Genomic DNA, 16,367 nt, shown 5'->3' with positions numbered 1-16,367 from the left:
GTTTCAGTGCTGCAACTGCCCCAGCCGCACCAGGCATTGCCGCACCTGGTCCAGCAACACCTCATGGCTGAGCATGTCGTAATGGCCGACAGCGACCCGCTCGTGGCCGATACCACACTGCACGTGCTGCTCGAAACCACTGACCAGCGCCGCCGGCAGGTCGGCACGCCACCACAGGCTGGCCGGGCAGCGGGTACGCGGCATCGCCGGCGTCAGACGCGACAGCGCTTTCAGGCGCAGGCCGACCTGGTAGGCACGGGCCAGCTCGTCCGCAGCGAAGCCTTCGCCGGCACGCTCGCCCAGCAACCCGGCGAACAATTGCCCAAGCCCCTCGAGGTCTGGCTCGGCCTGCGGCAGGTGCTCGCGCGACACCGGCAAGCCACAGGTTTGCCGGAGGAAGGCCGGCAGGTCATCGCGCCAATCGTCCTGTGCAGGCACCTCGGCGAAGGGGATGAAACTGTCCACCAGGCCCAGGAACGCCACCGCCTGCCCCTGCATCTCCAGCTGCGCAGCCACCAGCAGCGCCAATGTACCGCCCAGGGACCAACCCAGCAGATGGTAAGGTCCCTGGGGCTGGCACTGGCGGATGTACTGGGCATAGTCGATGGCCATGCTTGCCAGGCTGTCGTCCTGCCAGTCGCGGTCCAACAGCATCCGGCATTGCAGCCCATGGACCCGGTAGTGGCCCTCCAGGCGGCGGGCCAGCGGCTCGTAGTCGAACACCGTGCCGAAGCCTGCGTGCAGGCAGAACAACGCCGGTGCATCGACGGCCGTGGCATTGAGCACAAGCAGCGGGTTCAGGTCGCTCTCGTGCGCCTCGTAGCCCGACAGTTGGGCGATGGTCGGTTTGGCCAGTATGTCGCGCAATTTCAGCTCGAACGGTGGCTCGGCCAGGCTGCGCACCTTGCTCAGCACCTTGAGGGTGCGCAGCGAGTCGCCACCGAGCTCGAAGAAGTTGTCGGTGATGCCGACCCGCTCGACCTCCAGCACCTCCTGCCAGATCTGCGCCAACAGGCGCTCCAGGGCATTGCGCGGCGCCACGTGGGCCTTGGCACGGAAGTCCGCGTCCGGCAGCGCCAGGCGGTCTATCTTGCCTGCGGGGTTCAGGGGCCAGGCGTCGAGCAGTACCACTTGCGCCGGCACCATATAGTCCGGCAACTGCTGTTGCAATGCATCACGCAAGGCCTCGCCCCGCACCTGCGGCGTCGCGGCCACCACGTAACCGACCAGGCGCTTGCCGGCCTGGCTGTCGCGGGCCAGTACCAAGGCATCGCGTACACCCGGCAAGCTGCGCAGGCGCGCCTCGATCTCGCCCAGCTCGATACGAAAGCCACGGATCTTCACCTGATGGTCGAGACGCCCAAGGTAGTCGAACAGGCCGTCGGCGCGACGACGAACCAGGTCGCCGGTGCGGTAGAGGCGTCCACCCGCCTCGAACGGGCTGGCGATGAATCGCTCGGCGCTGAGCCCCGGGCGTTGATGGTAGCCACGGGCCAGGCCCTCGCCACCGATGTACAGCTCACCGGGCACACCGTCGGGCACCGGGTCGAGCCAGGCATCGAGCACATACAGGCTGCGGTTGCCCACCCGCCGGCCAATGGGGGCGTAGGCGGCTTCGCACGCGTCTTGAGGAGCGGCTTTCCACAGCAGCGGCGTGACCACGGTCTCGGTCGGGCCATAACCATTGGTGAGCCACTGCGGGCGCAGACTACGCCGCGCCTGCTCGAAGCTCTCGTCGGCCACCGCATCGCCACCGAAGCAGTAGATGCGCACGGCCGGCGGCGTGCCGTGTTGCTCGGCGAACTCGGCCAGTTGCTTGAGGTAGGCCGGCGGGAAGCAAGCGATGCTGATGCCGTGGGCATGCAGCGCGGCCCAGGTCTGCTCGGCGGTCCACAGCGTGTCGTCTCGCAGCACCAGGCGCCCGCCCGCGCACAGGGTCGACAACCAACGTTCCTGAGCGCCATCGAAGGCGAACGACATGAAGAGCAGTTCTCGGGTGCTGGTGTCCATCCCGTACAACCCGATGATCGCTTGGCAGTGCATGGCCAGCGGCCCGCGCGGCACGGCCACGCCTTTGGGCTTGCCGGTAGAGCCGGAGGTGTAGATCAGGTAGGCCAGTTGCTGCTCGTCGATCGCCAGCGCCGGGGCCCGGCCCGGCAACGTCGCCCAGTCGAGCCGGTCCAGCTCCAGGCGCTCGACACCGCCGTCGGGCAGGCGTTGGCGCAGGCTGCTGACGCTGATCAGGATACGCATGGCCGAATCGTCGATGATCCACTGCAAGCGCTCCTGCGGGTAGTCGATGTCCAGTGGCACGTAGGCGGCACCGGCCTTGAGCACGGCATAGAAGGCCACCAGGGTCTGCACCGAACGGTTCAGCGCGACACCGATGCGCTCCTCGGCCCCCACGCCACGCGCCAGCAGGGCCTGGGCCAGTTGGTTGGCCTGGTGGTCGAGTTCGGCGTAGGTCAGTTGCTGGTCGCCGCACACCACGGCGACAGCATCCGGTTGCCGGCGGGCCTGAGCCTGCAGGCACGCCAGCAGCGAGGGCGCCTGCCCGTGGGGCAGCAAGCCGTTGCCGGCCTGCGCGGCGGCCGGCTCGAGCATCGCCAGGCTGCCCAAGGTAGCCTGGGGTTGCTCCAGCAGGCCCAGGAGCAGGCGTTCGAAGCAAGCGCGGATGTTCGCCACACTGGCCTCGGTAAAGCGGTTGCGCAGGTAGAGGAACTCGATGGAGAGGGTCTGCCCGAGGTTCACCGCCAGGTCCATCGCATAGTTGGTGACATCGCGCCCGCTGGCCGAACCAAAGCGCAGTTCGCCTTCGGCGGCCTCCTCCAAACGCTCGTCCACCGGATAGTTCTCGAACACCACGATGCTGTCGAACAGGCTGCGCCCGCCCTGCCCGGCCCAGCGCTGGATGTCGGCCAGCGAAGCATGCTCATGCTCGCGAACCTCCAGGTTGTTGGCCTGCAGTTGTGCCAACCAGGCCTGAACCGTCTGCTCCGGGTGCGGCGCCTGAACGATCGGCAGGGTATTGATGAACAGCCCCAGCATACTGCCCGCCTGGGGCAGGCTCGCCGGGCGCCCCGCCACGGTGGCACCGAAACATACCCGCTGCTGACCGGTGAAACGCTGCAGCAACAGCACCCAGGCCCCCTGGATCAGGGTGTTCGCGGTCACCCGCAACTGCTGGGCGGCCTGGCGCAGCCGCGCGGTGCGCGGCGCATCCCATTCCAGGTACAGGGCGTCATGGCCAACCTGCCCGGGTGCAGGCTTGGGCCACGTGCCGGCAGCCAACTCGGTGACCTCCTCCAGCGCCGCCAGCTGTTGGCGCCAGAAGGCCTCCAGGGCCTTGGCATCCCCCTGGCGCTGCAGCCATTCGATGTAATCGCGAAAACGCCCTTCGGCCTGCACCGGGCGCCCATGATAGGCCTGCAGCACCTCGCCCAGCAGACGCGAACTGCTCCAGCCGTCCATGAGGATATGGTGGCGGGTCCAGATCAGGTGGCAACGGCGTTCGTCCAGACGCACCACGGTCACCCGCATCAACGCGCCCCGTTGCAGGTCGAAACCCTCGCGGCACTCGGCCTCGGCGAGCGTGTGCAGGGCCTGGTCATCGACCTCGCGCCCACGCCAGTCCAACACCTGCACCAGCGACGGCGCCTGGCGGCATACGATCTGCAGTGGCTCGGCCAGGGTGCTGTCGTGCCAAAAGCGGGTGCGCAGCACATCGTGGCAGGCCAGCGCCTGGTCCCAGGCGGCGATGAAGCGCGGGATATCCAGCCCCTGCACAGGTACACAGGTCTGGTTGATGTACAGCGCCGCTTCGTCGGCCTCCAAGGAGTGGAACAGCATGCCCTGCTGCATCGGTGACAACGGGTAGATGTCCATCACCTCGCGGGCAGGCACCGGCACGTGCTCGAGCTGGGCCTGGGTCAGCCGCGCAAGCGGCACGTCGGACGGCGTGAGCCCGCCGTTGGCCTGGTCGCAGCAGTGCTCGACCAGGGCCTGCAGCTGCTCGCTGAAGGCCGTGGCCAGGGCTTGGACCTGGGCCGGGTCGAACATCCGCGGGCTGAAGATCCAGCCGATGCTCAGTTGCCCTTCGAACACTTGGCCATTGAGCGTCAGCCAGTTGCCCAGCGGTGCGTCGGCAGCGCGCTCGCTACCGGCGGCCTCGCGGGCCACGCCGAACAATGCGGCCTGGCCCGGCTGATGGGCGGCGAAGCTGTTGTCGAACTGGCCCAGGTAGTTGAAGGTGATGCGTGGCAGTGGCCGCTCGGCGAACAGCGCCCGGTTGGACGCATCACCCAGGTAGCGCAGCACGCCATAACCGATGCCGTTGTCGGGCACTGCCCGCACCTGCTCCTTGATCGCCTTGAGCGTGGCGCCCAGCCCTGGCCGGGGTGTCAGGCTCAACGGGTACTTGGTGGTGAACCAACCGACGCTGCGGCTCAGGTCCACCTCATCGAACAGTGCCTCGCGGCCATGGCCCTCCAGCACTACTTGAGTGCCAGCCTGTCCCGTCCATTGACAGATCACCCGTGCCAGAGCCGCCAATAGCAGCTCTTGGACCCGGGTGCGGTAGGCACTGGGCGCCTCCTGCAGCAGGCGCCGGGTGGTCTCGGCGTCGAGCCGGCTGTACACCGTGTGCGCATCGCGCTGCAACGGTACGCAATCCGGCGCCGTGGTCGGCAGGTCCTGGGGCAATGACTGTTGCAGCCAATAGCCGAGCTGGCCTTGCAAGGCGTCGCCAGCAGCCAGTGTCTGCAGGCGCTCTGCCCAGTGCTTGAACGATGTGGTGCGCGCCGGCAGCCGTGGCGGCTCACCCCGGACGGCCTGCGAGTAGGCGTGCTGCAGGTCCTCCAGCAGGATGCGCCAGGAGACGCCGTCGACCACCAGATGGTGGGCCGCCAGCAACAGGCGCTGCTGGCCATCGGCCCAGTCGAACAGCACCGCGCGCAACAACGGGCCTTGGGCCAGGTCGAGGCTGCGCTGGGCAACTTCGCACTCGCCCTGCATCGCCTCGGCATCAGCCACCTGGCGCTGCCAGAGCAGCGCCGGCGTCGCCTCCACGGGCCGGTGCTCGGCGTGCCAGCCCTCAGCGCCGGGGGTAAAGCCCAGGCGCAACGCATCGTGTTGCAGCACCAGTGCCTGCAAGGCCTGCTCCAGGGCTTCGGGCCGCAGCGGGCGAGCCACTCTGAGCAGCACCGACTGGTTCCAGTGGTGACGGTCGACGACCTCGGTGTCGAAGAACATCTGTTGGATGGGCAGCAGCGGCATCGCCCCCTGTTCCGGCCCACGGGCCTCGGCCATCCGCGCCTCACGCCATTCGGCCACCTGGGCCAGGCCCTGCACCGTCTGGTGCAGGAACAGCTGTTTGGGGTTGAGCCGGATGCCGGCCTCGCGGGCCCGGCTGACCACCTGGATGGAGATGATCGAGTCGCCACCCAGCTCGAAGAAGTTGTCCTGGCGCCCGACCTGCTCGACCTTGAGCAGGTCCTGCCAGATCGCTGCGATACGGGTTTCCAGCTCGCCCTGTGGGGCGTTGTACTGGCGCTGCGCGGTGGCCGCCGGCTGCGGCAGCGCACGGCGATCGAGCTTGCCGTTGGCGGTCAGCGGCAAATGTTCAAGCAACAACAGGTGCGCCGGCACCAGGTATTCGGGCAGTCGGCCACGCAACTGCGCGAACAACGGCCCAACCTCGAGGCCGGCCTCGCCAACCACATAGCCCACCAGTTGCTGACCCCGTTCACTGGCCTGGGCCAGCACCACCGCTTCACGCACGCCGGCCAGCCGGCGCAGGCTGGCAGCCACTTCGCCCGGTTCGACCCGGTAGCCGCGGATCTTCACCTGATCGTCCAGCCGCCCCTGGTAGAGCCATCGCCCGCGCTCACGGCGCACACCGTCACCACTGCGATACAGGCGCTGGCCCGGCTCGCCGAACGGGTCGGGCACGAAGCGTTCGGCGGTCAGGCCCGGCTGGCCGACGTAACCACGGGCCAGGCCCGCGCCGCCGATATACAGCTCACCGGTGACACCCTCGGCTACCGGTTGCAAGCCAGCATCGAGTAGCCGCACGTCGCTGTTGGCCAGCGGCTGACCAAGGCCCGGAGCCTGCGGGTCGAGCGCGCCGGCAAGCACCCCGACAGTGGTCTCGGTCGGGCCGTAGTGGTTGAACACCTGGCACTGCGGGGCCAGCACCGCGATGCGTTCGAGCAGCGCGGTCGTGGCACGCTCGCCACCTAGCACCAGCAAGCGCTGCGGCAGCACCGCCGCGCCCTGGGCCGAATCGAGCAGCGCTGCCAGGTGCGAAGGGACGATCTTCAGCGCATCCACACCCGCCATCGCCTGCCCCATGGCCTGGCTGTCCATGGCTGCATCGGCATCGATCAAATGCAGGGTACGCCCAGCGCACAGCGCGCCGAACAGCGTGGTATGGCCCAGGTCGGCGGCGACGCTGGAAACCATCGCCAGGCTCTGGGCCTGCGCCAGCGGCAGGTGCCGCAGCATGCCCTGCACGTAGTTGGCCAGGGCACCATGGCTGACCAGTACGCCCTTGGGGCGGCCGGTGGAGCCTGAGGTGTGGATGACGTAGGCGCAGCTCTCGGGCAAGGGCTCCACCGGCGTGAGCACCGGCGCCGCGGCGAGCGCCAGTTGATCCAGGTTGATCGCCTGCACCCCGGCTGGCAACGCCCACTGCCCAAGCCAGGCGGACTCGCTCAGCAGCAGGCGCGCACCGCTGTTTTCCAACACGTCCTGCAGGCGCTGGCCGCCCGCCTGCGGGTCTATCGGCACATAGCCGGCGCCCGCCTTGAAGATGGCCAGGATCGCCAACGGCAGGCTGGCGCCCCGTCCCAAGGCCACCGCCACAGGCACTTCCGGCCCCACGCCCTGGGCCTGCAGCAGCGCCGCCAGGCGCTCCGAACGTACGTCCAGTTCAGCGAAATCCAGGCGCTGCGAACCGGCCACCAGCGCCAGGCGCCGCGGGTGCTCGGCCACCTGCCGGCGGAACAGGGCCAGCACATGGCGGTCGGCAAACGCACAACGCTCGCCCTGGCCTGCGGCCAACAGCGTGTGGCGCTGGGCGGGCCCGAGCAAGGGTAGATCCTCGATGCGCACCCGGGGGTTCTCGCAGATCGCCTGCAGCACAGATCGCCACTGCCCGGCGATGCGCTCGGCGCTCGCCGCATCGAACAGGTCGCAGGCGTAGATCAGCGTGGCCTCCAGGCCCTCGTCGTGCTCCAGGGTGTTGAGGGTCAGGTCGAACTTGCTGCTGCGCACCGGTTGCGTCAGCGGCTGCAACTGCAACCCTGTGCTGGCGGTGGCGGCGGCGCCAAGGTCCTCATGCTGGTGGTTGAACATCACCTGGAACAACGCCGAATGGCTCAGGCTGCGCTCGGTCTGCAAGGCTTCGAGCAGTTGCTCGAACGGCAGGTCCTGGTGTTGCTGGGCCTGCAACGCCGCCTCACGCACCTCAGCGAGCAGGGTGCTGAACGGCTGCTCGGGGCGCACCTGCGCGCGCATGACCTGGGTATTGACGAAAAAGCCCACCAGCCGCTCGGTCTCGGCACGACCGCGATTGGCATTGGGCACGCCGACACGGATGTCCTGTTGCCCGCACAAACGCTGCAACAGTGCCTGGTAGGCCGCCAGCAGCAGCACGAACAGGGTGACGCCTTCCTGCGTCGCCAGCGCCTTGAGGCGCGCCGCCAGTTCAGGCCCAGGGCTGGCATCCACGCTGGCCCCGGCGTGGCTGGGTAGCGCCGGGCGCGGTCGGTCGGTGGGCAGGCACAGGATATCCTCGGCCCCCGCCAGCCGCTCGCGCCAGTAGGCCAACTGTCGCTCGCGCTCGCCGTGATCCATCCATTGGCGCTGCCACAGTGCATAGTCGGGGTACTGCACCGCCAACGCCGGCAGGCTGGCGTCGCGCCCGTCGACACAGGCGGCGTAGCAACCGGCCAGCTCCTCCAGCAGCACCTGCAACGACCAGGCATCGGCGACGATGTGATGCAACACCAGGCTCAGCACATGGTCGTCTGCCCCGCATTCGAGCAGCGCCGCCCGCAGCAAGGGGCCGTGGGCCAGGTCGAAGCCCTGCCCTGACTGGGCCAGCAGGAACGCCTCGGTACGCGCTGCCTCCCCGGGGCCGTCGAACGCTGCCATCGCATGCACCGGCAGCGCTACGGCGAACGGCGCCAGCACTTGCTGGCGCACGCCCTCGGCCGTTTCGACGAACACCGTGCGCAGGCTTTCGTGGCGCGCCACCACCTGTGCCAGCGCGTGCTCCAGCGCTTGTCGGTCGAGCGGGCCACGCATGCGCACGGCCAAGGGGATGTTGTAGGTCGCCGCCCCAGGCTCCAGTTGCCAGAGGAACCACTGGCGCTGCTGGGCGTAGGACAGCAGGAGCGGCTCGTCCTCGCCGCGCCTGAACATCGGCGCGATCGCATACAAGTTGATGCCCTTGTGCCTGAGCATCACCGCCAGCGCCCGGCGCTCCTTCGCCGTGAGCGCGCCCACGGACTCTATCAACTTTTGCACGCACGACCCCTCAATCAGGAAAGCAGTTTCTCAAGATCATCGGCAGATAGACGTTTGAGGGCCTCCAGGGATTTAGTCAGCTCGTCCTGCACTGGCGCCTGCTCCTGACGCAGGCCGTCGAGCGCCGTGCAGAACGCCTCCAGGGTGGCGGTTTCGAACAGCAGGCGTATCGGTACCTCGACCCGCAACTGCTCGCGCAGGCGCATGGCCGCCTGGGCCGCCAGCAGCGAATGGCCGCCCAGGGCGAAGAAGCTGTCGTCCAGGCCGACCTGGTCGACCGCCAGCAGCTCGCCCCACACCTGTGCCACCTGCACCTGCAGTTCGCCTTGCGGCGCACGGTAGGCGGCCTGGGCCTGCAGGCTGTCCAGGGCGGGCAACTGGCGTCGATCGAGCTTGCCGTTCGGGCTCAGCGGCATCTGCGCCAACACCACCAGGTGCGCCGGCAGCATGTGCTCGGGCAGCCCTTCGCGCAGGAACCCGCGCAACTGCACCTGCTGCGCCTCGCCAAACGTGCCCTCGGCCACCAGGTAGGCCACCAGTTGCGGGCCCTTGCCTGCGTCCGGCGCGGTGACCACGGTCTCACGCACAGCAGGGTGCTCCAGCAGGCGCGCCTCGATCTCGCCCAACTCGATGCGCAGGCCCCGGATCTTCACCTGATGGTCGATACGCCCGGCGTATTCAATGGCGCCGTCTTGGGCATAGCGGGCCAAGTCGCCGGTGCGGTACATGCGCTGCCCCGCCACGAACGGATCGAGCGGGAAACGCTCGGCGGTGAGGCCCGGGCGGCGGTGGTAGCCCCGGGCCAAGCCTTCGCCGGCCAGGTACAGCTCGCCGGTAACGCCCGGCGCGACCGGCTGCAGGTCCCGGTCGAGGATGTAGGTGCGCAGGTTGTCGATGGCGCGGCCGATCGGCACGCCATGGCGACCGTCGTCGACACAACGCCAGTGGGTGACATCGATCGCCGCTTCGGTCGGGCCGTACAGGTTGTACAGCTGTGCCTGTGGCAAGCGCGCGAATACCTGTTGCTGGGCGTCCAACGGCAGCGCCTCGCCGCTGCAGACGATACGCCGCAACGAGGTGCAGGCGGCCACCCCTGCGTGCTGCAGGAACACCTGCAGCATCGACGGAACGAAGTGCAAGGTGGTGACCTGTGCCTGGCGGATCAGCGCCACCAGACGCGCCGGGTCGCGGTGATCGCCTGGCCCGGCCACCACCAGGTGCGCCCCCGCCAGCAGCGGCCAGAAAAACTCCCACACCGAGACGTCGAAGCTGAACGGCGTTTTCTGCAACACCACATCACCTGGCGCCAGCGCGTAGGCGTCCTGCATCCAGAGCAACCGGTTGACCAGCGCCCGATGGCGGTTGCCCGCGCCTTTCGGCTTGCCGGTGGAGCCCGAGGTGTAGAGCACATAGGCCAGGTGCTCGCCGTCGACCTCGACAGCTGGACGCCCTGGGTCCTCGCTGGGCCAGGCCAGGGTATCGAGGTTCAGCACAGGCAGGGCCGGGCGCACCGGCAGGTCATCGAGCAGCCACGACTGGGTCAGCAACAAGGCGATACCGCTGTCCTCGAACAGGTAGGCCAGGCGCTCGGCCGGGTACTCCGGGTCCAGCGGCACATAGGCACCGCCGGCCTTGAGCACGGCCAGCAGGGCCACCACCATCTCCAGCGAGCGCTGAGCCGCGACGCCCACCAGCACGTCCGGGCCGACGCCTTGCGCCACCAGGTGCCGGGCCAACCCGTTGGCCCGTGACTCGAGCTCGGCGAAACTCAGCGTGACCTCGCCAAAGCTCAACGCCGGGGCCTGCGGCGTGCGCACCGCCTGGGCCTCGATCAGGCGCACCACGCTGGGCTGCTGTGCATGCTCGGCCCGCGGCCCTTGGCCCAGGGCCAGCCAGGCCTGACGTTGACGCTTGTCGAAGGGACGCAAGTCGCCGACTCGGGCCTGGGCATCGAGACCGGCCATGGAGGCCAGCAGCGCCAACAGCTGGGTGCCCAGGCCCTCGATCGTAATCGCGTCGAAGATCGCGGGGTCGTACTTGAAGGTCACGGTCAGTACCTGGCTGGCGTCCACCAGCAGGCTCAGCGGGAAGCCCGTCTGTTCATGGCCATGCACTTCACCAAAGCGCAGCCCGCCCGGGGTCCCCTGCTCCAGGACCTCGGCCACCGGGTAGTTCTCGAACACCAACAGGCTGTCGAACAGCGGCTCGCCGCTGTGCCCGGCCCAGCGCTGGATATCGTAGAGCGGCGTGTGCTCCCAGTCGCGCAGGTGCAGATTGAGCGCCTGCAGCGCCTGCAGCCAAGGCACCAGCGGCTGATCGGGCATGGCACCGGCGATCACCGGTAGGCTGTTGATGAATAGGCCGATCTGCTGCTCGATACCCGGCAGTTCGGCCGGGCGCCCGGACACCGTGGCGCCGAAGACCACCCGCGCCTGGCCGGTATGGCGTTGCAACAGACAGGTCCAGGCTGCCTGGACCAAGGTGTTGAGGGTGACCTTGGCAGCCCGGCCGAAGCCCTGCAGTGCCTGGGTCACCTGCGCGTCGAGGCTGGTACGGTACTGCCCGCCCCCGCTCGGCGCCCCCTCGCGGGTGATCGCCTGGCCGAGCAAGGTCGGGCCGTCGAAGCCACCGAGCTGCTCACGCCAGAAACGCTCGCCGGCGTCGGAATCGCGTGCCTGCAGCCAGGCGATGTAGTCACGGTAGCGCCCTGCAGGTGCCCCGGGCACTTCACCGGCATAGCGCTGCAGCACCTCGGCGAGCAACCGGGCATGGCTCCAGCCGTCCATCAGCAGATGGTGGCTGGTGAAGATCATCTGATAGGTCTGCTCGGCGCAGCGGGCCAGTTGCACCCGCAGCAACGGCGCCTCGTGCAGCACGAAACCCTCGTCCCGGGTCTGGGCCGCCAACCGTTGCAGAGCCTGGGCCGGATCGGTTTCGCCACGCAGGTCGAGCAGCTCGAACGGCAAGCGCACATCGCGCAATACCAGTTGCAGCGGCTGAGCCTGGTCCGCTGGCCAGTGAAACTGGCTGCGCAGGCTGTCATGGGCATCCAAGGTGGCCTGCCAGGCACGCTGGAAACGCTGCGGGTCGAGCCCATCGATACGCACCTGCAATTGGTTGATGTAGTCGCCTCGGGCCTCGCTGTACAGGCCATGGAACAGCATGCCTTGCTGCATGGGCGACAGCGGGTAGGCATCGACCAGGCGTGACGGCGCCACTGGCAGTGCGTCCAGGCTGGCCTGATCGAGGCCCGCCAGCGGCACGTCCGACGGCGTCACGCCACCGGCCTGTGGCGCCAGGCAGTGCTCGACCAGCACAGCCAGTTCCCGCGCATAGTCGTCGGCCAGGGCCTCGACCGTTGCCAGCGGGAACACCTGCTCGCTGAAGGTCCACTCGAACACCAGTTCGCCTTGGTACACCTGGCCATTGATGCTGAGCGGGCTGCCCAGCGGCGCGTCCTCGCCCTGCTCGCTGCCGGCCGCCTCGCGTGCCGGCACCAGCAGCGCCTGGGGGTCGTCGAAGCTGCCGTCGAACTGGCCCAGGTAGTTGAAGGTCACCTGGGGCGCGGCCAACTCACGCAAGGGTTGCAGGCGTGGGTCGGCATGGGCGCGCAGCATGCCAAAGCCAATCCCTTTGTCGGGGATGGCCCGTAACTGCTCCTTGATCGCCTTGATCGATTCGCCCAGGCCGTCGGCCGGGCGCAGGCACACCGGGAAGGCACTGGTGAACCAGCCTACGGTTCGGGTCAGGTCGAGGTCGGCGAACAACGCTTCGCGGCCATGGCCCTCCAGCTGCACCCACAATGTCGGTTGCCCGCTCCAGGCACGGAATACCCGGGCCAGGGCGGTCAACAGCAAGTCGTTGACCTGGGTGCGGTAAGCGCTGGGCGCCTGTTGCAGCAACGCCAGGGTCAGCGGTGCCGGCAGGCGGGTGCGCGCATGGCGGGCATGGCGCCTGTGCAGGCTGCCTGCGGGGTTGTCACAGGGCAGCGCCTGCAGCGGCTGGCGGGCCTGTTCCAGCCAGTAGTCGGCACTGGCGCGCATCGCCTCGCTGCCGGCATGGGTTTGCAGGCGCAGGGCCCAGTCGCGCACCGAGCTGGTCTTGGCCGCCAACCGCGCTGCCGGCTGGTGATAAAGCGTTTGCAGGTCTTCGAAAAGGATGCGCCAGGAAACGCCGTCAACCACCAGGTGATGGGCCACCAGCAACAGCCGCTGGCCACCGGCATAGTCGCACAGCACCGCACGCAGCAATGGCCCACAGGCCAGGTCCAGGCTGCGCTGGGCGCGCTCGCATTCGGCCAGCAGCGTCGCTGCGTCGGCAGCCTGGCACTGCCAGAGCAGGCGCTGCGCCGGGTCAGGCTCGACATGGGTCGCCTGCCAGCCGTCGGCGCCCTGGACGAAGCGCTGGCGCAGGGCATCATGCTGACGCAGCAAAGCCTGCAGGGCTTGCTCCAGCCGCTCGCCGTCCAAGTGCTGGCGCGGCTCGAGCAACACTGACTGGTTCCAGTGATGACGCTGGGCCATGGGCATGTCGAAGAACACGCGCTGGATCGGCAACAGCGGCAGCTCGCCGCTCACCAGGCCCTGCTCGGCCAGCGCCTGCGGGACACCGTGCTGGGCGACCTGGGCCAGGGCCTGCACGGTCTGGTGCTGGAACAGTGCCTTGGGCGTGAAGTGGATACCCGCCTGGCGCGCACGGCTGACCACCTGCAGGGAGATGATCGAATCACCGCCGAGCGCGAAGAAGTTATCCTGCCGACCGACCTGCGCCACCTTGAGCACGTCCTGCCAGATACCGGCGATGGCGATTTCCAGCGCGCCTTGCGGTGTCTGGAAGCCATTTGACGCTGCCTCGGCGTCCGGGCGCGGCAGCGCGGCGCGGTCGAGCTTGCCATTGACCGTCAGCGGCAGGCACTCGAGCGGCACCCAGTGCACCGGCACCATGTAAGCCGGCAAGCGCGCGGCCAGGGCCTCGTGCAGCCGAGCCGGGTCCTGGATCGTCGGAGCCACCAGGTACGCCACTAGTTGGGTACCGCCTGCGCCCTCCACAGGCAGCACCACCGCCTCGCGCACCCCAGCCTGGTCGAGCAGCGCCGCCTCGATCTCACCCAGCTCGATGCGCAGGCCGCGCAGTTTGAGCTGGTGATCGATCCGCCCAAGGTAGTGCAGTTGGCCATCGCCGCGCAGGCGCACACGGTCGCCGCTGCGATACAGACGCGCCCCCGGCGCACCGGCCGGGTCAGGCACGAAGCGCTCGGCGGTCAGCCCTGGGCGGCGATGGTAGCCACGGGCCAGCGACGCGCCGCCGATGAACAGTTCGCCCGGGGCATCCAGCGGACATGGGCGCAGGCTGTCGGCCAGCACCTGGGTCGTGACGCCGGCAATGGGCGAGCCGATCGCCACCACATCGCCATCGCCCACCTCGCCAGGCTCGTGCCAGGCGCTGTCGATGGTCGACTCGGTCGGGCCATAGAGGTTGACCACCCGACCCGGCCAGCGCTCGCGCAGCTGGCGCACCAGGCTGCCCTTGAGCGCCTCGCCGCCGATCAGCAGCAGGCGCAGCGAGGCCAACTGCTCGGTGCGGGCGTCTGGCAGCAGGCCCTGCAGCAGCGAGGGGGCCATCTGCAGCACGGTGATGCCCTGGGCGGCGACCAAGGGCCACAGCTGGCCCAGGTCGTCGTTGAGATTGGCCGGTGCCAGCACCAGTTGCGCGCCGCACATCAGCGGCAACCAGAACTCCCACACTGAGGCATCGAAGCTGAAGGCGGTTTTCTGCAGCACCCGGTCCTGGACGCTCAGGGGGTAGGCCTGGCGCATCCAGTGCATGTGGTTGGCCAGGCCGCCATGGCGCACCGCCACGCCCTTGGGGCGCCCGGTGGAGCCGGAGGTGTAGATCACGTAGGCCAGGTGTTCGGCGTCCAGTTGCAGCGGCGGCGCGCCCGGGTCTTGTGCAGGCGGCGCACTGCCCGTCTCGTCCAGCAACAGGCTGCGCGGGGCCGGCAAGGCGCCCGTGCGCTCGCGTACCCCCTCGGTGGTCAGTAACAACCCCAGGCCGCTGTCTTGCACCATGTACGCCAGGCGCTCGCGCGGGTAGTCCGGGTCGAGCGGCACGTAGGCAGCGCCGGCCTTGAGCACCGCCAGTTGCGCCACCACCAGCTCCAAGCTGCGCTCCAGGGCCAGGCCCACCAGGCACTCGTGGCCCACGCCCGCATCTCGCAACTGCCAGGCCAGGCGGTTGGCGCGGGCCTCCAGTTCGGCGTAGCTCAGGCTGCGCTCGCCCAGGCGCAGCGCCACGGCATCGGGGCCGACGGCGATGCGCTCGCGCAGCGCGTCGAGCAGCAAGGGGGCCGCGGCAAGAGGCTGCGCCCCTGTACTGGGCAATGCGACGACGCCTGCTGCTTCCAACGGTTTGCTCAGGTCACCGGCGAAGGCCTGCAACAAGTGCTGCCAGTGGCCGGCCATGCGCTCGACGGTCGCGCCATCGAACAGGTCGGTGGCATAGGTGAACGAGGCCCACAGCCGTTGGTCATCCTCGAAGGTGTCCAGGCTCAGGTCGAACGGCGAGGCATGCCGCGCCCAGGGCAGCGCCTCGACCTGCAGCCCGCCGCCGACCTGCGACGCCTGCGCCTGGCGGCCCTGGACCTGGTGGTTGAACATCACCTGGAACAGCGGGTTGTAGCTCAGGTTGCGCTCTGGCTGCAGCGCCTCCACCAATTGCTCATAGGGCAGGTCCTGGTGCGCCTGAGCCTGCATTGCGGCGTCACGTACCTGGCCCAGCAGACTGGCCAGGGTATCGCGCTCGTCGACCTGCGCACGCAGTACCTGGGTGTTGACGAAAAAGCCGATCAGGCCCTGGGTTTCGACACGGTTGCGGTTGCCCACCGGCACGCCGACACGGATGTCGCGCTGGCCGCTGTAGCGCTGCAACAGCCACTGGAACGATGCCAGCAGCAGCATGAACAGGGTCACGCCTTCGCGCTGACAGGCCTGGCGCAAGGCCTGCAGCAGGACGTCCGGCAGCCGGACCTCGCAGCGGGCGCCCTGCTGACTGGCCAGTGCCGGACGCGGGCGGTCATGGGGCAGCTCCAGCACCGGTTGCGGGCCACCCAACTGGCCGGTCCAGTAGGCCAGCTGGCGCTCGCGCTCGCCCGCCTCCATCCAGCAGCGCTGCCACACGGCATAGTCGCCGTACTGGATCGGCAAGGGTGCCAAGGTCGCGGCCTGGCCCAGGTAGAGGGCAACCAGCTCGCGCACCAGCACCTGCATGGACCAACCATCGGCAATGATATGGTGCAGCGCCAGCACCAGTACCTGGTCCTGCTCGCCCAGCCTGAGCAGGCGGGCCCGCAGCAACGGGCCCTGGCGCAGGTCGAACGGCTGCGCCAGGGTGGCGTCGACGAACGCCGCGATCAGCGCCTCGTGCTCGGCCTGCTCCAGCCCGGCGGGCGCCTGCTCGACCTCGATCGGCAGCGCCAGGCTCGCCAGGACCTGCTGGTGCGCCACCGGCTCGTCCTGGAAGCAGGTGCGCAGGCTTTCGTGGCGTGCGACCAGCGCATCCAGCGCCGCGTTCAGCGCCGGGAGGTCGAGCGCACCGCGCAGGCGCAGTGCCGCCGGGATATGGTAGGCGCTGCTGCTCGGCTCCAGTTGCCAGAGGAACCATTGGCGTTGCTGGGCATAGGACAGCGGCAGGCTACCATGCTCGTGGCGGCTGACCGGTATCGGCAGGTTCGCCAGGCTCATGCCCTTTTGCGCGAGCTTTTCCAGGAACAGCCGGCGTTGCTCCGGCGGCAGTTTGATGAAGCGCTGCACCAGCTGTGCGTTATCCAGGCCAGCCAT

2 protein-coding genes are annotated in these 16,367 nt (G+C 68.8%); both read right to left on the bottom strand.

From position 1 onward, the window contains the following. Positions 1–3: 3 nt before the first annotated feature. Positions 4–8,532: an amino acid adenylation domain-containing protein gene (locus tag AC1MHZ_RS22275; protein ID WP_482966929.1), complete on the bottom strand. Its 8,529-nt coding sequence runs from the start codon at positions 8,530–8,532 to the stop codon at positions 4–6. A 14-nt stretch (positions 8,533–8,546) separates the two neighbouring features. After that, complete coding sequence (locus AC1MHZ_RS22270) at positions 8,547–16,367, bottom strand: amino acid adenylation domain-containing protein (RefSeq protein ID WP_482966928.1); 7,821 nt, start codon at positions 16,365–16,367, stop codon at positions 8,547–8,549.

The organism is Pseudomonas sp. FA-1, from assembly GCF_056856075.1.
Note: the sequence above shows the minus strand (reverse complement) of the source record. Positions and strands in the feature narration are given on the sequence as shown.

Coding starts and splice junctions, on each gene's coding strand:
- AC1MHZ_RS22270 (WP_482966928.1), bottom strand. CDS start 16,367: ATGGCTGGCCTGGATAACGCACAGCTGGTGCAGCGCTTCATCAAACTG.